Annotated in this window: 13 protein-coding genes; 5 read left to right on the top strand and 8 right to left on the bottom strand. The window is 60.0% G+C overall.

The features are described from left to right. The first annotated feature begins 4 nt into the window (after positions 1–4). Positions 5–1,762, top strand: coding sequence for a lipid A export permease/ATP-binding protein MsbA (gene msbA, locus EAY64_RS04085; protein WP_103523517.1), 1,758 nt, complete (start codon positions 5–7; stop codon positions 1,760–1,762). A gap of 74 nt (positions 1,763–1,836) precedes the next feature. Here msbA and EAY64_RS04080 read toward each other — a convergent pair whose 3' ends face one another. The 8 genes from EAY64_RS04080 to EAY64_RS04045 all read right to left on the bottom strand — a co-directional run bounded on the left by EAY64_RS04080 (position 1,837) and on the right by EAY64_RS04045 (position 8,963). Then, a complete protein-coding gene (locus EAY64_RS04080; RefSeq protein ID WP_226034177.1) occupies positions 1,837–2,220 on the bottom strand; it encodes a type IV pilus assembly protein FimV in 384 nt (127 codons plus the stop codon). Between the two features lie 130 nt (positions 2,221–2,350). Beyond that, a complete protein-coding gene (gene aroB / locus EAY64_RS04075) occupies positions 2,351–3,454 on the bottom strand; it encodes a 3-dehydroquinate synthase (RefSeq protein WP_103523516.1) in 1,104 nt (367 codons plus the stop codon). 3 nt (positions 3,455–3,457) lie between these two features. Beyond that, on the bottom strand, positions 3,458–4,000 hold the full coding sequence (aroK, locus tag EAY64_RS04070) for a shikimate kinase AroK (RefSeq protein WP_103523515.1): 543 nt from the start codon (positions 3,998–4,000) through the stop codon (positions 3,458–3,460). 66 nt (positions 4,001–4,066) lie between these two features. Next, on the bottom strand, positions 4,067–6,184 hold the full coding sequence (locus tag EAY64_RS04065) for a type IV pilus secretin PilQ (protein WP_103523514.1): 2,118 nt from the start codon (positions 6,182–6,184) through the stop codon (positions 4,067–4,069). After that, the gene (locus EAY64_RS04060) at positions 6,184–6,708 is read right to left on the bottom strand and encodes a pilus assembly protein PilP (RefSeq protein ID WP_103523513.1); all 525 of its coding nucleotides are present in this window, start codon (positions 6,706–6,708) and stop codon (positions 6,184–6,186) included. Before EAY64_RS04060 ends, EAY64_RS04065 begins: the two co-directional genes overlap by 1 nt. 7 nt (positions 6,709–6,715) lie before the next feature. Beyond that, positions 6,716–7,336 carry a type IV pilus inner membrane component PilO gene (locus EAY64_RS04055; RefSeq protein ID WP_103523512.1) on the bottom strand — a complete coding sequence of 207 codons (621 nt, stop codon included), beginning with the start codon at positions 7,334–7,336 and terminating at the stop codon, positions 6,716–6,718. Then, entirely contained in the window at positions 7,333–7,926 is a 594-nt protein-coding gene (locus EAY64_RS04050) for a PilN domain-containing protein (protein ID WP_103523511.1), read from the bottom strand. Before EAY64_RS04050 ends, EAY64_RS04055 begins: the two co-directional genes overlap by 4 nt. Continuing rightward, the gene (locus EAY64_RS04045) at positions 7,926–8,963 is read right to left on the bottom strand and encodes a pilus assembly protein PilM (protein WP_226034178.1); all 1,038 of its coding nucleotides are present in this window, start codon (positions 8,961–8,963) and stop codon (positions 7,926–7,928) included. The genes EAY64_RS04050 and EAY64_RS04045 overlap by 1 nt, the downstream gene beginning before the upstream one ends. 128 nt (positions 8,964–9,091) lie before the next feature. Between EAY64_RS04045 and EAY64_RS04040 the strand changes: the two genes are divergently transcribed. The 4 genes from EAY64_RS04040 to EAY64_RS04025 all read left to right on the top strand — a co-directional run bounded on the left by EAY64_RS04040 (position 9,092) and on the right by EAY64_RS04025 (position 19,329). Next, positions 9,092–11,530, top strand: coding sequence for a penicillin-binding protein 1A (locus EAY64_RS04040; protein ID WP_233566464.1), 2,439 nt, complete (start codon positions 9,092–9,094; stop codon positions 11,528–11,530). A gap of 321 nt (positions 11,531–11,851) precedes the next feature. Then, a complete protein-coding gene (locus tag EAY64_RS04035) occupies positions 11,852–13,117 on the top strand; it encodes an MdtA/MuxA family multidrug efflux RND transporter periplasmic adaptor subunit (RefSeq protein ID WP_103523508.1) in 1,266 nt (421 codons plus the stop codon). Positions 13,118–13,132: 15 nt separating this feature from the next. Continuing rightward, positions 13,133–16,231 (top strand): MdtB/MuxB family multidrug efflux RND transporter permease subunit, encoded by a 3,099-nt coding sequence (locus EAY64_RS04030; protein ID WP_103523507.1) that lies wholly within the window; start codon positions 13,133–13,135, stop codon positions 16,229–16,231. Continuing rightward, positions 16,228–19,329, top strand: a complete 3,102-nt coding sequence (locus EAY64_RS04025) for a multidrug efflux RND transporter permease subunit (RefSeq protein ID WP_103523506.1) — start codon at positions 16,228–16,230, stop codon at positions 19,327–19,329. Before EAY64_RS04030 ends, EAY64_RS04025 begins: the two co-directional genes overlap by 4 nt. Positions 19,330–19,334 lie beyond the last annotated feature (5 nt).

The raw sequence follows: 19,334 nt of genomic DNA, 5'->3' as shown, positions 1-19,334 counted from the left end.
GAATATCACTTTGAAACATAGTTGGCCGATTTACCGCCGCCTGCTGAGCTACCTGGCCCAGTACTGGAAAGTCTTTGCCCTGTCGTTGGTGTCGATGACCATCGCTGCCCTGACCGAGCCGGCGTTTGCCCGCCTGATGAAGCCGCTGATCGATGGCGGCTTCGTCAACAAGGACCCGCAGGTCATCATCTGGGTGCCGATGGCCATCATCGGTGTATTCCTGGTGCGTGGCGTAACCAGTTTCATCAATGAGTACACCTCCAGTTGGCTGGCCGGACATCTGGTGCAGACGCTACGGCAGCAGATGTTTGCCAAGATGCTGCGTCTGCCGGTGCAGTACTATGCTGATAATCAGTCCGGTCGGCTGGTGTCGCGCATTTCCTTTGACGTCAATCAGGTGACCGAGGCCGGCTTCAATGTCATTACCGTCACGGTTAAAGATGGTGTGACGGCAGTCAGCCTGCTGGCCTGGCTGCTGTATATCGACTGGCAATTGACGCTGATCTGCCTGCTGGTGATGCCGGTGGTGACGGTGTGCATGCGCATCGTGGCCAAGCGCTTGCGTGGTCTGGCGCTGGAGAATCAGCAGCACATGGCCGACCTGACCCAGATCCTGGGTGAAGGCGTGGATTGTCAAAAAGTAATCAAGGTGTATGGCGGCGAGCAGTACGAAGAGGCACGCTTTGATAGCGCCGCCCAGGCCATCCGCCGTAATGCCGTCAAGCAAAGTGCGGCGAGTTCGGCCAATACCGGGGTGACGCAGTTGATGATTGCCTGTGCACTGGCGGCGATTCTGTATTTCGCGGCGATGCGTGCCCAGCATGGTGCGTTTACTGCGGGTGACTTCATGTCATTTCTCACGGCCATGATGCTGTTGTTTGCACCGGTCAAACGCATTACTGGTATCTCGCAGGCTATGCAGCGTGGCCTAGCGGCGGCGGAGAGCGTGTTTGCATTTCTGGATGAGCCGGGTGAGCCGGATCATGGTAGCAAGCGTTTGCCGACTACGCAGGGTCGTCTGCGTTTTGAGGATGTCTCGTTTCGTTATCCCAATGCCGAGCGCGTGGTATTGCAGGACATCAACCTGACGGTCAATTCGGGTGAGACGGTGGCCTTGGTCGGTTCTTCCGGCAGTGGCAAAACCACGTTGGTCAGCCTGATTCCACGCTTCTACGAACCCTTGTCGGGGCAGATTACCCTGGATGGCATTGCGCTGGCCGATATCGCACTGGCGGACCTTCGCCATCACATCGCCATGGTGAGCCAGGATGTGGTGCTGTTCAATGACAGCGTGGCCGCCAATATTGCTTATGGCTCCAGCCACCAGGTCAGCCGTGAGCAGATCGTTGAGGCGGCACGGGCGGCCAATGCACTGGAGTTCATCGAAGCCATGCCTGAGGGCCTGGACACGCAGATTGGCGAAAACGGGGTGCGACTGTCTGGCGGTCAGCGTCAGCGATTGGCGATTGCCCGTGCGCTGCTGAAGAATGCGCCATTGCTGATTCTGGATGAGGCGACTTCGGCGCTGGATACCCAGTCGGAGCGACTGGTGCAGGCGGCATTGGAGAACCTGATGAAGAACCGTACTACTATCGTCATCGCCCACCGTCTGTCCACCATCGAGAGTGCTGACCGCATCATCGTGATGCATCAGGGGCGGGTGGCCGAGCAGGGAAGTCATCAGCAATTGATGGCGCAGGATGGGCTGTATGCTCGTCTGCACAGCCTGCAGTTCCGTGAACCGGAGGCAGGAGCAGTCTGATGGCTTGCGTGGCTACGTAAACAAAACAGGCTGCCGTGAGGCAGCCTGTTGTTATGGTAGTGGCAGAGAGCGAATCAGGCCTTGGCCGCAAACAAGGGGTCTTGCGGAGCCAGCTGGCGGCCGGCCTCCTGGATGGTGCGCCATACCGGCTGATCCTTGACCTGGGCCTGGATATCTCGTGCCAGACGGCAGTACGCCTTGCCATTGCCTTCAGAAGAGTAGGCGCGCAGCAGCGTGACCTTGATCGACAGATTATGCGGCTCGTCCTTCATGGCATCCTTGAGCACCCGCACAGCATCACCGGTACGGCCGTAAGCCAGAAAAACCTCGGCTTCGCCCACCGGATCAATGCCGCGGGCGCGCGGCTTTTTATACGTCACCTTGCGCCACAGCTGGCGGGCAAGGTAGTAAGTGCTCATCAGGCCGAAACTGGCCGTCAACGCAGTAATGGCATCCACCTGGGCTTCCCTCCGAGATTCTCTCTCTGCTTGAATTATGCAGTCGATTATTCGGGTAGCCGGACATCACCGCAATCCGTAGAACTCCTTAATGGCGTAAAGGTTTTGATATTTTGCGGGCAGCTGTTGCTTACTGACGCGCCAGTGCCGGGTCGATATGCGGGCTGTGGAACAGCGACTCCAGCAGGGTGGCCGGCAGTCCGGGCTGGATGACCGCCTGCCCTAGTTGCTGCAACAGGACAAACCGGATGACGCCGCTCTCGACCTTTTTGTCGTGGCCCATGTGGCGCAGCCATTCTGCTGCGCCAAAGTCCGGGCTGCGTATCGGCAGGCCTGCGGCGGCGATCAGCGCCTGCACCCGTGCTACGTCGTCTGCGGTCAACCAGCCCATGGCCTGCGAGGCGGCAGCTGCCAGTACCATGCCGGCACCTACCGCCTCGCCATGCAGCCATTTGCCATAACCCAGGCCGGCTTCGATGGCGTGGCCGAAGGTGTGGCCCAGATTGAGCAAGGCCCTTACGCCCTGCTCCTTTTCATCCTGGCCGACGATTTCTGCTTTCATTTCACAGGAACGACGTACCGCATATTGCAGCGCAACCGGATCGCGTGCGCGCAGTTTGTCCATATTGGCTTCCAGCCAGCCGAGAAAGTCGATATCGCCCAGCAGGCCGTATTTGATGATTTCCGCGATGCCAGCGGACAGTTCACGTTCTGGCAGGGTAGCGAGCAGGTCCATGTCCGCCACGACCAGTTGCGGTTGGTAGAAGGCACCAATCATGTTCTTGCCCAGCGGGTGGTTGATGGCGGTTTTGCCCCCCACGGAGGAATCCACCTGCGCCAGCAAGGTGGTGGGAATCTGGATGAAGGGGGCGCCGCGCTGATAACAGGCGGCGGCAAAACCGGTCATGTCGCCGATCACGCCGCCACCCAGAGCAATCAGCGTGGTCTTGCGTTCGGCATTGGCGGCCAGTAGTGCGTCGAAAATCAGATTCAGCGTTTGCCAGTTCTTGTGCTCTTCACCGTCCGGCAGCACCACCGGAATGGTACGTACGCCATGCTTTTCCAGCTGCTGGGTCAGGCGCTGCAGATAGAGCGGAGCGACGACATCGTTGGTGATGATGGCAACCTGCGGGATACGCAGGTGGGGCAGAATCAACTCGACCTGATCGAGCAGTCCGTGGCCAATGTGGATGGGGTAGCGGGTGTCCGGCAGGGTCAGGTCGAGCGTAATCATGGGTCAGGTCTTGGCTGGGATAGTATGCAGCTGATCGAGCAGGCGGCTGACCAGCAGGTTGACGTTCTGCTGCGAGGTATCGACCACAATGTCGGCGACTTCGCGATACAGTGGGTCGCGCTGCTCCAGCAGGCTTTGCAGCTTGGCGCGAGGGTCGGCAATTTGCAGCAGGGGGCGGTTCTTGTCGTGCATGGTGCGGGCGAGCAGGTCGTCGATGGATGCCCGCAGATAGATCACCACGCCGTGACGGGACAGTTCGGCGCGGTTTTCCGGGCGGAGCACGGCACCACCTCCGGTGGCCAGCACGATATTGTCCATTCTGACCAGATCGGCAATGACTGAGCTTTCCCGGTCGCGAAAGCGTAGTTCGCCTTCGATATCGAATATGGTGGCAACGCGAACGCCGGTGCGCGCCTCGATTTCATGATCCGAGTCGTAGAAGGTTTTGCCGGTCTTGCGCGCCAGGGCTCTGCCAACGGTGGTCTTGCCGGCGCCCATTAGCCCGACAAGAAAGAAATTGCCTGCCATGTTCTCCATGGCAGGCATTGTAGCTGATGCAGGCTGGGTCTGTCTGCGCGGGCAGACGACAAAATCGCTTGCCCTGGCTCATTCTCAGCGGTTTTGCAGACTCAGGTCTTCCACTACGCGCGGGGTGATGAAAACCAGCAGTTCGGTACGGTTGTTCTTCTCCACCTTGCTGCGGAACAGTGCACCGAGGAAGGGGATGTCACCCAACAGCGGAACCTTGTTGATCGTGTTGTCCAGTGTTTGCTGGTAGATGCCGCCAATCACCACGGTGCCGCCGTTTTCCACCATCACCTGTGTTTTGACCACCTTGGTATCGATGGCCGGGGTGCTGTTGACGATAAGGGTGCTGCTGACCGTGTCCTTGTTGATCTGGATTTCCATCAGTACGCGGTTGTCCGGGGTGATCTGCGGGGTCACTTTCAGGCTGAGATTGGCCTTTTTGAACGATACCGAAGTGGCGCCACTGGAACTGGCTTCCTGGTAAGGAATTTCCGTACCCTGTTCGATGCTGGCTTCTACCCGGTCGGCGGTCATGATGCGCGGATTGGCCAGCACCTTGCCCTTGTCACCGGTTTCCATGGCATCCAGTTCCAGGCCGATGGCAGCACGGGAACCGGCTCCGAATACAGCTCCAATCGAGTTATAGGTGCCGGACAGGCCCAGGTTGACCCCGGAACTGAGTATTTTGGAGCCGGAGGTTCCGTTCGCAATATTATAATTGGTGACGGCATCTGTCACAGATCCACCCAGGCTAACGCCTGATCCGGCACGAGCCACATTGAGCTTCACCCCCAGGCTCTTGCTCCAGTCATCGGTGGCTTCGACGATACGGGCCTCGATCAATACCTGTTTGACCGGAATATCGGTCTTGGTTACCAGGTCGCGGATCTTGTCGATGACGCTTTGCGTGTCGTTGATGATCAGTGTGTTGGTTTTCGGATCGATCAGCGCACTGCCGCGCGAAGAGAGCAGTCCGTTATTGGTGGTATTGTTGGCCCCGCTGGTTATGCTGCTCCCATCCAGAATCTTCTTGAAGTCTTCGGCCGAGCGATAACGCAACACGAAGGTTTCCGAGCGTACCGGTTCCAGCGCGGTCAGCTGCTGCTTGCCTTCCAGTATCTGTTTGTCTCGCGCCAACAGTTCTTCACGTGGGGCGATATTGATGATGTTGCCGTTACGGCGCTGGTCCAGGCCCTTGGTCTGCAAGATCAAGTCCAGCGCCTGGTCCCAGGGCACGTCTTTCAGGCGCAGGGTGATATTGCCGGTGACCGAGTCGCTGGTGACGATGTTCAGGCCAGTAAATTCGGCAATCACCTGCAATACGGTGCGTACTTCGATGTTCTGGAAATTGAGCGACAGCTTGTCACCCTTGTATTGCGGCTTGCTGTTCAGTTCCGTCTTGCTGGCGCTTTCTACCACGGCCTTGCGCACCTCCACGACCAGCTTGCGTTCGGTCTGGTAGGAAGAGAACTCCCAGTCGCCTTGCGGCTGGATCAGGATGTGGCTGTTGCGGCCTTGATTGCTGGCGATCACCTTGTCCACCGGAGTGGCGAAATCGCTGACATCCATGCGCTTTTCCAAGGCGCGCGGCAGGCTGGCATTCATCACGTCCAGCACCAGGTTTTTACCATCACGGCGGACATCCACCGGCGTATTGTCGGCGGGAAGGGTAATTTCTACCCGGCCTTCGCCGCCTTTGCCACGGCGGAAGTCCAGCCCCAGCGGGGTGGTGGCCACGGCAGCCTGGGCCGCAGCCTCACCGGCTGCCGAGCTGTTGACAGTGGCCTGCTCTTGCGAGGTGGCGCTTTGTTGTACCGGAGCCATATTGTTGTTGATGCGGACCAGCAGCTTGTTGCCGGACAATGAGGTGCTGTAGGCCACGTTGTGAGCCAGGTTCAGCACCAGTCGCGAACGGCCATTGGCTTCTACGGCAACGGCAGACTTGATGATGGGGTTGCCCAGGTCGACGAAGTTTTTCGGCAATTTGACCTGGGTGTCAGCAAAGTCAAAGGCAAGCCGTGCCGGATTGGCGATGGCGAAGCTATTGGGCTTGATGGCCGGACCGTCGAAGGTGACTTGCAGCAACTGGCTGTCGCCATCGCTCTGGGCTACGTCGATCGCCGTAATGGATCCAGCATGGGCGACGGAAAATGCGATGGACAGACCCAGCCCGGATAACAGTTTGATTGAATGGTTTTTCATTATTTCTGCCCTTGTTCATCCAGGTACATGCTGGTTTCGCGTTGTACCCATTCTCCGTTCAGATCTTCCACAGTCTCGGAAAGCACGAGTTCGGTATCGCTGATGCGCTTGACCTGGCCAAAGTTGGGGCCGATGAAATTGCCCGGCTGTACGCGGTAGATGCTGCTTTCCGGGGTGCGGATCAGTGCATAGCTGATGCCGTTGCGCTTGAGCAGGCCAACCATCTTCAGCTTGTCCAGATCATAGTTTTCCAGCAGTTCGCGTGGGCGCTTGAAGTCCGGCGCATTGGCTGCGTTCTGTTTCTTGGCCATTTGCAGCTTGATGGGGTTGAATGGATCGGGCAGGTCAAAGGCGCTGTAGGCAAAGGGCTGGTAGGCCTGCGCCTGGGGTAGCGGGTCGATCTGTCCGCGCAGGCCTTGACTGGCCTGTTGCATCCAGGCGCGCAAGTCGTCGGTGTTGCCAGAGCCGCAGGCGCTAAGCAGCAGCGGACAAAGCAGGGCGGCGAGAGTCGGTTTCAGTGTCATTTCACTCTCACTTCTTCGGCGGCTGGGCCGCTGCCATCCGCTCTTCCGGTTCGAGCGCACGATAGGTTTTGGCGGTGGCTTCCATGGTCATGCGCGCCGCATCCTTGCCCTGCCCCGGGGTCAGGCTGATATCGCCAATGGTGACGATGCGTGATAGCTGTGCCACATCGCTGACGAAGGCGGCCAGGTCGGAATAGCTGCCGGTCAGTTTGATGGCAATAGGGACTTCCGCCATTTCAGTCGTTTTGACCTCGCCATTGGGGCGGAACAGCTCGAACTGCAGACCGCGGCCAATGCCTGCCTGGTTGATTTCAGTCAGCAGGGCATCCATGTCCGCCTTGGTGGGCAGTTGCTTGAGCAGTGCGCCAAACGACAGCTGGATTTCTTTCAGCTGCTGTTGCAGGGCTTCCAGGTTGATGGCCTGGCGCTTCTTGTCAATGAAAGTCTGCTTGAGTTGTTCTTCCTGCTGATGGGCGCTGTTCAGTTTGTCCATCTGGTCGCTCAGCACAAAGAAATAGCCCAGAAACAGAAAAACCCCGGCCATGAAGGTGAGTACGACCAGCTGGGCCGGCAACGGCCAGTTGGGCATGTCCTTCGGGTCGAGATTGCGGAACTCGTCTAGGGTCATGGCTTGGCTCCCTGCGGTGCCACCTGGCTGGCTGGGGCACTGGCGGTCGCGGGCAGTTTCAGCGTACTGGTGAGACTGAACTCGCTGACGCGCTGGTTGTTGACCATGGCGGACTTCACCTCGATCAGTTGCGGCTCGTTGAAGATCTGCGATTGCGCCAGGGTGCGCATATAGTTGGATACCCGGGCGCCGGACAGTCCGTAGCCGGAGAAGGAGAAGGTATTGCCGCTCTGTTTGAAGCTCTTCAGATAGATGCCATCCGGGGTCTGGCGCAGCAACTGGTCAAATATATGGACCGCGTCATTGCGTCCTTGCTGCAGCCTTTCCACCAGTTGCTTGCGTGCCAGCAGGTCGTCGCGTTGCTTTTTCAGCATGCCGATATCCTTGATCTGCTGATTGAGCTTGGTGATTTCGGCCTGCAGGAACTGGTTGCGCTCTTCCTGGCGCGACTGGCGGGCATCCAGCACGAAATAGCTGATGCCGATGATCAGCAGGGCGACTGCGACTGCACTGCCCAGCAGCAGCTGGAAACGCAGGCGATGGGCGGCTTTTTTCTGCTCGCGGTGCGGCAGGAGGTTGATGCGTATCATCAGTCAAACCTCCGCATGGCCAGGCCGCAGGCAATCAGCAGTGCCGGTGCGTCCAGCAACAGTTCTTTCAGCCGGATCGAGCTGGATTGCACCATGGAGGTGAAGGGGTTGGCGATCATGGTGCTGATCTGGGTGCGCGAAGCCACGGCATCATCCAGCCCTGGCAGCATGCTGCAGCCACCGCCCAGCAGGATGTAGTCCACGCGCAGGTATTGCGACACGCTGACGGTGGTGTAGAAAAATTGCAGTGCGCGCTGGATTTCCTGTGCCAGCGAATCGACGAAAGGATGCATCAGTTCCGATTCGTAGCCGTCCGGCATGGCCATGCTGCGCTTGCCGTTTTCGGCTTCATCAAAGCTGATGCCATAGCGGCGCTGGATGTCGCGGGTCAGCTGCTGTCCGCCAAATACCTGCTCGCGGTAGTAGATTTGCTGGCCGTTACGGATGACGTTGCAATGAATCTTGGTGGCGCCGATATCGAACAGGGCGAAAGTCTGATTCATGCCGTGATCGGGCAATTGCTGCTGGATCTGTTCGAAAGCGGTCATCATGGCAAATGATTCCACATCGACCAGTTGGGCGCGCAGGCCGGCCATTTCCACCACGGCCACGCGTTCTTCCACTTTTTCCTTGCGGGCAGCGCACAGCAGCACTTCCAGGTCGTCCAGGCTGCTGCTGGAGGGGCCAAGCACCTGGTAATCCAGGTTCACCTCTTCCAGCGGGAAGGGAATGATCTGGTTGGCTTCCGATTCGATCATGCCTTCCATGTCTTCGGACTGGCTGACCGGTACCAACAGCTTTTTGTAAATCGCCATCGAGGTGGGAATGGCGATGGCGACGTTCTTGATCGGGCTGCCCAGGCGCTTCCAGGCCTTGCGCACCGAGTCGGAAATTCCTTCGATATCAACCAGATTGCCTTCGGAAACAGCGTCCTTGGGCAGGGCTTCAATGACGTAACGCTCAATCTGATAATTCTTGCCGGATCTGGAAAGCTCGACTAGCTTGATGGACGTGGTGCTGATATCAAGACCGAGCAAGGGAACACTCTTGGACTTCCCCAATCCAAGCTGATCCAGCCAATCTGTCCCGAACCGTAATTTGTCGGATAGCATCAGTTAAGGCCCCGAATAGGTCTAGTGCGACAGTTTTTGCACCATCGCGGTCAATGTTTGTCTTGCTTATTCCCACAAGACGTTATAATCCGCTTTCTTCCGAAAGCCTATTTGTAATTATGTTCAAACGACTTCTTGCGATTTTGGCCGGTCTGGTTATTGGTGGGGCCGTTCTGGCAGCCGGTGCGGCAGCCATTGCGATCATCATAACCTACCCGCGTTTGCCAAGTCTTGATGTGCTGACGGATTACCGTCCAAAAATTCCACTGCGCGTCTACTCGGCAGATGGCCAGTTGCTGGGTGAGTTTGGCGAGGAGCGGCGCTCTTTTGCGCGCATCCATGAAGTCCCGCAACTGATGAAACAGGCTTTGCTGGCTGCCGAAGACGAGCGATTCTACCAGCACAGCGGCGTGGATTACGTCGGGGTCATGCGCGCTGCCGTCGGCAATCTGGTGTCCGGTCATGCCCGTTCCGGTGCCAGTACCATCACCATGCAGGTGGCCAAGAACTTCTTCCTGTCCAGTGAAAAGACTTTCACGCGCAAGTTTAATGAAGCCTTGCTCGCTTTCAAAATCGAACATACGCTTTCCAAGGATCAGATTCTCGAGCTTTACTTCAATCAGATCTATCTTGGGCAGCGCGCTTACGGTTTTTCTGCTGCGGCACAAGCTTATTTCGGCAAGCCAATCACCGACTTGAGCGTGGCCGAGATGGCCATGCTTGCCGGTTTGCCCAAGGCACCTTCGGCCTACAATCCCATCGTCAATCCTGACCGTGCCCGGCTGCGTCAGCAGTATGTGCTGCGACGCATGCGTGAGCTCAATTTCATTACGCAAGATCAATATGACGCTGCCGTAAAAGAGCCTCTGCAGCTGGCCAGCGCCACGGTCGATAGCAACCAGCCAGCCCTGTATGTGGCGGAAATGGTGCGTCAGGCCATGTACGAGCGCTACAAGGATGCGGCCTACACCGAGGGCTACAAGGTGTACACCACGCTGGACAGTCACCACCAGCAATGGGCCTATGACGCGCTGCGTGCCGGCCTGCTCGACTTTGATCGCAAGCAGGGTTATCGCGCACCGGAGAGCTATATCGACCTGGCCTCGGCTGAGGGGGAAGACCAGACCGAAGCACTGGATGATGCACTGTCTGAAATTCGCGACAGCGGCGACATGCAGGCGGCTATCGTCTTGTCGGCCAGCCCGGCTGAAGTGCGCGCTTATATGCGTGGCGGCAAGGTGGCGGTCATCAAGGGGGCGGGGCTGGAGTTTGCCCGTCGTGCGCTCAATCCCAAGCTGGCAGCCGACAAGCAGATCCGTCGCGGTGCTGTCATCCGGGTGCGTGCCCATGAAAAAGGCTATTGGGAAATCGTACAGATGCCGGATGTCGAAGGGGCATTTGTCTCGATGGATCCGCGTAGCGGTGCCATCAAGTCGCTGGTGGGCGGCTTCGACTTCAACCGTCGCAGCTTCAATCACGTGACCCAGGCCTGGCGTCAGCCCGGCTCCACCTTCAAACCCTTTATTTATTCTTCTGGCATCGAGCGTGGCATTACCCCATCCACTCTGTTCAATGATGCCCCGCTGACGGTGCCGGGCGCACCCGGTTCGCCCAGCTGGGAGCCGAAGAACGACGATGGCAAGTTTGCCGGTCTGATCAGCCTGCGTCGTGCGCTGACCCAGTCCAAGAACCTGGTGTCGGTACGGTTGCTGATGGCGGTGGGGACGGATTATGCCCAGCAATACATCCAGCGCTTCGGTTTCTCGCCCAAGCAGCATCCGGCCTATCTGACCATGGCGCTGGGTGCCGGTGCGGCCACGCCGCTGCAGATGGCCGAGGGTTATTCGGTGTTCTCCAATGGTGGCTACCGCATCAAGGCCTTCTTTATTGATCGTATCGAAGACCAATCCGGTCATGTGCTGGCCAAGACCCAGCCGGCAGTGGCCGGGCAGAACGCCACCCAGGCCATCGATCCGCGTAACGCCTTCATCATGACTTCCATGCTGAAGGACGTGGTGCGCTATGGTACGGCGGCCAAGGCCATGAGCCTGGGGCGCATGGATCTGGCCGGCAAGACCGGTACCACCAGCGACTGGAAAGATGCCTGGTTTGTCGGCTTCAATCCCAACCTGGTAGCGGCCACCTGGGTGGGCTACGACCAGCCGCGCTCGCTGGGCCGTTACGGCTATGGCGGCACGGCGGCCTTGCCGGTATGGATGAACTACATGGCCAATGCGCTCAAGGGCGTGCCCGAGGTGGAGCTGCCGGTACCGGCAGGCATCGTGGTGAAGCCAGGTGCTGGCCAGCGCGGTGGCGACGAGTACTACTATGAAGAGTTCCAGAAAACCAACCCTGAGCTGAAGATCGACAATCACGGCACGGTGCCTGGCAGCAATGCCTCGGATGCTGCGGTAGATGATGCGACGGCCAAGGATCCGAATGCGCCTGCAGCCAAGGATGCAGTAGAGAACGTCAAGGAGTTGCTGTTCTAGACGGCAGCTGCCTCCAGCGCATTCTGCAATGCAAATCACTATCCCGCCCTGCCATGCAGGGCGGTTTTTTTTGTTGGTGACTACAGGTCTGCCATGCCTTATTTGCATGTCACTCCGCAGTGGTCACACCGCTGGCAGCGCCGGCCGGCCTTGGCTGGCGTGATTGCTTCACGCCGATTAACATCTATAAACATGTTGGCTATAGGCAGTGTCATGTCGATTGCCTATCATCGCCACTTGTTCTAGGGTGGGCCTGCTGCCCTGTTTACTACTGCTGACCGCTCCTGGCTTGTTGTCAGGGGCGTATCCCGGAAATCCATCATGTCCGATACCGCTGCCAAGTCCACGCATACCCTGCGCAATGTTTCCCTGCTGTTGTTGGTGTTGGCGGCGGGCGGGTGGTGGTGGAACAGTCATCGCACGGCGGCGGCAGATGCCGCCAGCGCACAGCAGCGCAAAGGCGGCGGGCCGATTGCGGTGGCAGTGGCCACGGTGAGCCGGCAGGATGCGCCCTTGCAGCTGGGGGCGCTGGGCACGGTGAACTCGCCCAATACCGTTACCGTGCACAGCCGGGTGGATGGCCAACTGATGGCCCTGCATTTTGAAGAGGGGCAGCCCGTCCAGAAAGGCCAGCTGCTGGCCGAACTGGACCCGCGTCCCTATCAGGCCGCCCTGACCCAGGTCGAAGGCCAGTTGCTGCGTGATCAGGCCTTGCTGCAAAACGCCCAGCTCGATCTGGCACGCTACCAGCAGCTCCAGGCCCAGAACTCCATTGCCAAGCAGCAGGTTGATACCCAGCAAGCGCTGGTGCGCCAGTATCAGGGTACGGTGAAGCTGGATCAGGGCGCTGTGGCCAATGCCCGTCTGCAGCTCGATTACAGCCGGGTGACCGCCCCCGTAGCCGGCCGCGCCGGTCTGCGCCAGGTCGATCCGGGCAATATCGTGCATGCCAGCGACACCAATGGCGTGGTGGTGATTACCCAGACCCAGCCCATCAATGTGGTGTTTGCCATTCCCGAGGTCAGCCTCAGCCAGGTGCTGGCGGCAGCCCGTGCTGCCAAGGGCAAATTGCAGGTGGAAGCCTGGGACCGCGATAACCGCCACAAGCTGGCCGATGGCGAACTGCTGGCCATCGACAACCAGCTGAGCACCAGTACCGGTACGGTCAATCTCAAGGCCCGCTTTGCCAATGCCGATGAGGCGCTGTTCCCCAACCAGTTTGTCAACGTGCATTTGCAGCTGGGTGTACAGAGCGGAGCCACGCTGCTGCCGAGTGTAGCCTTGCAGCTGGGCAAGGTGGGCAGCTATGTCTATACCGTCAATCCGGACCAGACCGTCAGCATCAGCAAGGTGAAGCTGGGGGCGGTATCGGGCGACAACACCATTATCGAAGAAGGAGTGAAGCCCGGACAGAAAGTGGTGGTGGACGGGCTGGACAAGCTGCGTGACGGTGCCCAGATCAAGGTGATCGACCGTGCGGCGCAACAGGCCGGCAGCAACGAGGGAGCAGGCAAGGGCAAGCACCGCCAGCACGATGCCAGTGGCGGCTGGAGCGGCAAGCGCCAGCATGCCTCTGACTCTAACTAAGCCCAGGAATACGGTATGAATCCCTCACGTCCGTTCATCCTGCGGCCGGTGGCCACCACCTTGCTGATGCTGGCCATCCTGCTGACCGGCATCGTCGCTTGGAAGCTGCTGCCGGTATCGGCGCTACCCGAGGTGGATTATCCCACCATCCAGGTGGTGACCCAGTACCCGGGGGCCAGTCCGGAAGTCATTACCTCGTCCATTACCGCGCCGCTGGAACGGCAGTTCGGCCAGATGCCCGGCCTGAGTCAGATGACCTCCACCAGCTCCGGTGGTGCTTCGGTGATCACCCTGCAGTTCAGCCTGGAGCTGACGCTGGATGTGGCCGAGCAGGAAGTGCAGGCTGCCATCAACGCGGCTGGCAATCTCTTGCCCAGCGACCTGCCCAATCCGCCGATCTACAACAAGGTGAACCCGGCCGACACGCCCATCCTCACCATTGCCGTCAGCTCGGACACCCTGCCGTTGACCCAGCTGGAAGACCTGGTCGATACCCGTCTGGCACAAAAACTATCGCAAGTGCCGGGAGTGGGGCTGGTCAGCCTCAGTGGTGGACAACGTCCCGCGGTACGCATCCAGAGCAATCCCAAGGCGCTGGCGGCACGCGGCCTGACGCTGGAGGACATCCGCACCGCCATCGGCAATGCCAATGTGAATCAGGCCAAGGGCAGTTTTGATGGCCCGCAGCAGGCTTCCACCGTGGATGGCAACGACCAGCTGAAATCGGCCGAGGAATACAAAAGCATCATCGTGGCCTATCAGAACGGTGCTGCGGTGCGGCTGCGCGATGTGGCGCGGGTGGTGGATGCCGCAGAAAACTTGCGGCTGGCCGCCTGGGCTGGCAACACGCCGTCCATCATCCTCAATGTGCAGCGCCAGCCGGGTGCCAATGTCATCCAGGTAACCGACCGCATCAAGGCACTGCTGCCGCAATTGCAAGGCAGCCTGCCCGGTGCGGTGGATGTGAAAGTGCTGAGTGACCGCACCGTCACCATCCGTGCCTCGGTGGAAGATGTCGAGTTCGAACTGCTGCTGGCCATTGCGCTAGTGGTGATGGTGATCTTCGTCTTTCTGCGCAATGTGCCGGCCACCATCATTCCGGCGGTGGCCGTGCCCTTGTCGCTGGTCGGCACCTTTGGCGTGATGTACCTCACCGGTTTCTCCATCAACAACCTCACGCTGATGGCGTTGACCATTGCCACCGGCTTTGTGGTGGACGATGCCATCGTGATGATCGAAAACATCGCCCGCTATATCGAGGAGGGCGAAAAACCGCTGGCGGCAGCGCTGAAGGGCTCGCAGCAGATCGGCTTCACCATCATCTCGCTCACCTTTTCGCTGATTGCGGTGCTGATTCCGCTGCTGTTCATGGGTGATGTGGTGGGGCGCTTGTTCCGCGAGTTTGCCATCACGCTGGCGGTGTCCATCCTGATTTCTGCCTTCATTTCACTGACCTTGACGCCGATGATGTGCGCGCGCCTGCTCAAGCATGTGCCGGAGGAAAAACAGGGCCGTTTCTACCACGCCAGCGGTGCCTTCTTCGACCGCATCATTGCCCGTTACGGCCAGATGCTCAGCTGGGTGCTGGAGCGGCAAAAGCTCACCTTGCTGGTGGCGGTGGGAACACTGGTCATGACGGTCTTGCTGTACATGGCGGTGCCCAAGGGCTTTTTCCCGCTGCAGGATACCGGCGCCATCATGGGTAGCAGCGAGGCGGCGCAAACCATTTCCTTCTCGGCCATGGCGCAGAAGCAGCAGCAACTGGCGGAGGTTTTGCTGAAAGACCCGGCGGTGGACAGCCTGTCGTCGTTTATCGGGGTGGATGGCAATAATGCTTCGCTCAATAGTGGCCGGCTGCAGATCAATCTCAAGCCCAAGGCCGAGCGCGATGATATCCGCACCGTGCTGGCGCGCTTGCAGCAGCACGCGGCTGATGTGCCGGGCATGTCGCTGTATCTGCAGCCGGTGCAGGATTTGTCCATCGACACCCGCGTCAGCCGCACCCAGTACCAGTTCACCCTGCAGGCCACCAGCCCGGACGACCTGTCGCTGTGGGTGCCCAAGCTGGTGCACAAGCTGAATCAATTGCCGGAGCTGGCGGATGTGGCCAGCGACTTGCAGGACAAGGGCTTGCAGGCCTACGTCAACATCAACCGTGACGCGGCCGCCCGGTTGGGGGTGACCACCGCCGCCATCGACAATGCCTTGTACGATGCCTTCGGCCAGCGGCTGATTTCCACCATCTTCACCCAGACCAACCAGTACCGCGTGGTGCTGGAAGTGGATGCGCAAAGCCAGCGTGGCCCGCTGTCGCTCAAGGGCATTTATGTGCCTACCGCCAGTGGCGGCCCGGTGCCGCTGGATACCGTGGCCAGCATCGAGGAGCGCCCCACCGCGCTCACCATCAACCATCTGGGGCAGTTCCCCACCACCACGGTGTCGTTCAACCTGGCCAAGGGGGCGGCACTGGGGCCGGCGGTGGAGGCCATCCGACAGGCCGAGGCCGATCTGGGCATGCCGGCCAGCCTCGATACCAAGTTCCAGGGGGCGGCGCTGGCCTTCCAGGCTTCGCTCAGCAACACGCTGTGGCTGATCCTGGCGGCCATCGTCACCATGTATATCGTGCTGGGCGTGCTGTACGAGAGCTATATTCATCCCATTACCATCTTGTCCACGCTACCCTCGGCCGGTATTGGTGCCTTGCTGGCCTTGCTGGTGTCCGGCAACGATCTGTCGGTGATTGCCATCATCGGCATCATCCTGCTGATCGGCATCGTCAAGAAAAACGCCATCATGATGATCGACTTCGCGCTGGAGGCCGAGCGCGAGCAGGGCATGAGCCCGCGTGATGCCATCTACCAGGCTTGCCTGCTGCGCTTCCGTCCCATCCTGATGACCACCATGGCGGCACTGTTGGGCGCGCTGCCGCTGATGCTGGGGGGCGGCATGGGTTCCGAGCTGCGCTCGCCGCTGGGGGTCACCATGGTGGGCGGCCTGATGGTCAGCCAGGTGCTGACCTTGTTTACCACGCCGGTGATCTACCTGGCCTTCGACCGGCTGGCACGGCGTTTCCGCCGCCCGCCGGAAACCGCGGCAGATGAGGCCGGGGCATGATTCCGTCCGAACCCTTCATCCGGCGGCCGATTGCCACCACGCTGCTGACGCTGGCCATCCTGCTGGCGGGTTTCCTGGCCTTCAAGCTGCTGCCGGTATCGCCCTTGCCGCAGGTGGACTTTCCCACCATCTCGGTCAGTGCCAAGCTACCCGGCGCCAGCCCGGAAACCATGGCTGCCACTGTGGCCACACCGCTGGAGCGGGCGCTGGGGCGTATTGCCGGGGTGACCGAAATCACCTCGTCCAGCTCGCTGGCGTCCAGCCGCATTACCTTGCAGTTCGACCTCAACCGCGACATCAACGGCGCAGCGCGCGATGTGCAGGCGGCCATCAATGCCGCCCGTTCGTTACTGCCCACCGGCATGCCGTCCAACCCGACTTACCGCAAGGTGAACCCGGCCGATGCACCGATCATGATCATCGGCCTCACCTCCGATTCGCTGACCCGTGGCCAGATGTATGATGCGGCGGATTCCATCCTCGGCCAGAAACTGGCCCAGGTGGAGGGTATTGGCGATGTGAATATCGGCGGCGGAGCGCAGCCGGCGGTGCGGGTGGAAATGAACCCGCTGCAACTGAACCACTACGGCATCGGCATGGAAACGGTGCGCGCAGCCATCACCAGCACCAATGCCAACCGGCCCAAGGGCTATCTGGAAGACGAACAACGGCACTGGCAGGTGCAGGCCAATGATCAGGCTGGCAAGGCCAGCGACTATCTGCCGCTGGTGGTGAGCTATCAAAACGGTGCGGCGGTGCGGGTGTCGGACGTGGCCGAGGTGAAGGATTCGGTACTGGACGTGCGCAATGCCGGCCTTTTGGGCAAGCAGCCGGCGGTGATGATCATCCTGTTCCGCCAGCCCGGTGCCAACATCATCGAAACCGTGGAACGGGTGAATGCGCTGTTGCCACAGCTGCAGGCGTCGATTCCCGCTGCCATCAAGATGCAGGTGGTGATGGACCGTACCTCCACCATCCGCGCCTCCTTGACCGAGGTGGAGCGTTCGCTGGTCATTTCCATTGCGCTGGTGATCCTGGTGGTCTTCCTGTTTTTGCGCAATGGCCGTGCCACCGCCATTCCCGCCATCACCGTGCCGGTGTCGCTGGTAGGCACCTTCGCGGTGATGTATCTGAGCGGTTTTTCGCTCAACAATCTCAGCCTGATGGCACTGACTATTGCCACCGGCTTTGTGGTGGACGATACCATCGTGGTGCTGGAGAACATCTCGCGCCATATCGAAAACGGCATGAAACCGCTGCAGGCCGCCTTGCAGGGTGCGCGCGAGGTGGGCTTTACCGTGCTGTCGATGAGTATTTCGCTGATTGCGGTATTCATTCCCATCCTGATGATGGGTGGCATCATCGGCCGGCTGTTCCGCGAGTTCGCCGTCACCTTGTCGGTGGCCATCATGGTGTCGTTGCTGGTGTCGCTCACCACCACCCCCATGCTGTGTGCCCGCTGGCTCAAACCGCATGCCGAACGGCCGCCGGGCCGGCTGTTCCGCTGGAGCGAAAACGTATTCGAGCGCATGCTGGCCGGCTATCGGCGCAGTCTGGGCTGGGCCTTGCGCCACGGCCCGCTGATGATGCTGATACTGGGTGCCACCATTGCCCTGAATGTCTATTTGTACGTGATCGTGCCCAAGGGCTTTTTCCCGCAGCAGGATACCGGCCGCCTCACCGGCATGATCAAGGCCGACCAGAGCATTTCCTTCCAGGCCATGCAGCAGAAGCTGCAGCGCTTTATCGACGTGGTGGGGCAGGACCCGGCGGTGGACAAGGTGATCGGCTTTACCGGTGGCGGCCAGCGCAATACCGCCAATATGTTTGTCAGCCTGAAGTCGCTGGGTGAACGCACGGAAACGGCCGACCAGGTGATCGCCCGCCTGCGCAAGCGGCTGGCGCGCGAGCCGGGGGCACAGCTGTTCTTGCAGTCGGTGCAGGATATCCGCATCGGCGGCCGGGCGGCCAATGCCCAGTACCAGTACACCTTGCAGGGCGATGACCTGAACGCCTTGCGCAGCTGGACCCCCAAGGTGCAGCAGGCGCTGCAAAAGCTGCCCATGCTGGCCGACATCAGCAGCGACCAGGAAATCAAGGGCCTGCAAACCACGCTGACCTTTGACCGCGATGCCATGGCCCGGCTGGGGCTGACCCAGTCGCAGGTCGACGCGGTGCTGAACGATGCCTTTGGCCAGCGTCAGGTTTCCACCATTTACAATCCGCTCAACCAGTACCATGTGGTGCTGGAAGTGGCGCCGCAGTTCTGGCAGAACCCGGAAGGCCTGCGCAGCATCTATCTGCAGACGCCATCCGGCAGCCCGACTCCGCTGTCGGCCTTTGCCCGCTGGGAGGCGACCAATACCTCGCTATCGGTCAACCACCAGAGCCAGTTTGCCGCCACCACGCTATCCTTCAACCTGCCGCCGGGCACCTCGTTGTCCGATGCCACGGCAGCCATCGACAAGGCCACCGCCGCAATCGGCCTGCCTTCGTCGATACACGGCAGCTTCCAGGGCACGGCCAAGTCCTTTCAGGATTCGCTGGATAGCCAGCCCATGCTGATCCTGGCGGCATTGGTGGCGGTGTATATCGTGCTGGGCATGCTGTACGAAAGCGTGGTGCATCCGCTGACCATCCTGTCCACGCTGCCCTCGGCCGGGGTGGGAGCCTTGCTGGCCCTGCTGGCGACTGGTGGCGAGTTCAACATCATTGCGCTGATCGGCGTGCTGCTGCTGATCGGCATCGTCAAGAAAAATGCCATCATGATGATCGACTTTGCCCTCAGCGCCGAGCGCGAACAGGGCCTGAGTTCGCACGAGGCCATTCTGCAAGCCTGCCTGCTGCGCTTCCGGCCGATCATGATGACCACGCTGGCCGCGCTGTTTGGCGCACTGCCGCTGGCACTGGGCCATGGCGACGGTGCCGAGATGCGCACGCCGCTGGGCATTTCCATCGTGGGTGGCTTGCTGCTCAGCCAGCTGCTGACCCTCTACACCACACCGGTGGTTTACCTTTATCTGGACCGTTTCCGTCTGTGGTGCCAGCAATGGCGCGACAGCGCACGGGCGCAAGCTGCTGCAGGACACAAGGAATGACGCGC

Source organism: Aquitalea palustris, from assembly GCF_003693445.1.
GTDB classification, from domain to species: Bacteria; Pseudomonadota; Gammaproteobacteria; order Burkholderiales; family Chromobacteriaceae; genus Aquitalea; species Aquitalea palustris.
Note: the sequence above shows the minus strand (reverse complement) of the source record. Positions and strands in the feature narration are given on the sequence as shown.

What these genes read in the sequence shown, in the direction of transcription:
- EAY64_RS04025 (WP_103523506.1), top strand. Translation starts at nt 16,228, where the DNA reads ATGATTCCGTCCGAACCCTTCATCCGGCGGCCGATTGCCACCACGCTG.
- EAY64_RS04030 (WP_103523507.1), top strand. Translation starts at nt 13,133, where the DNA reads ATGAATCCCTCACGTCCGTTCATCCTGCGGCCGGTGGCCACCACCTTG.
- aroK (WP_103523515.1), bottom strand. Translation starts at nt 4,000, where the DNA reads ATGCCTGCCATGGAGAACATGGCAGGCAATTTCTTTCTTGTCGGGCTA.
- EAY64_RS04060 (WP_103523513.1), bottom strand. Translation starts at nt 6,708, where the DNA reads ATGACACTGAAACCGACTCTCGCCGCCCTGCTTTGTCCGCTGCTGCTT.
- EAY64_RS04040 (WP_233566464.1), top strand. Translation starts at nt 9,092, where the DNA reads ATGTTTGTCTTGCTTATTCCCACAAGACGTTATAATCCGCTTTCTTCC.
- EAY64_RS04035 (WP_103523508.1), top strand. Translation starts at nt 11,852, where the DNA reads ATGTCCGATACCGCTGCCAAGTCCACGCATACCCTGCGCAATGTTTCC.
- EAY64_RS04055 (WP_103523512.1), bottom strand. Translation starts at nt 7,336, where the DNA reads ATGACCCTAGACGAGTTCCGCAATCTCGACCCGAAGGACATGCCCAAC.
- EAY64_RS04065 (WP_103523514.1), bottom strand. Translation starts at nt 6,184, where the DNA reads ATGAAAAACCATTCAATCAAACTGTTATCCGGGCTGGGTCTGTCCATC.
- EAY64_RS04050 (WP_103523511.1), bottom strand. Translation starts at nt 7,926, where the DNA reads ATGATACGCATCAACCTCCTGCCGCACCGCGAGCAGAAAAAAGCCGCC.
- aroB (WP_103523516.1), bottom strand. Translation starts at nt 3,454, where the DNA reads ATGATTACGCTCGACCTGACCCTGCCGGACACCCGCTACCCCATCCAC.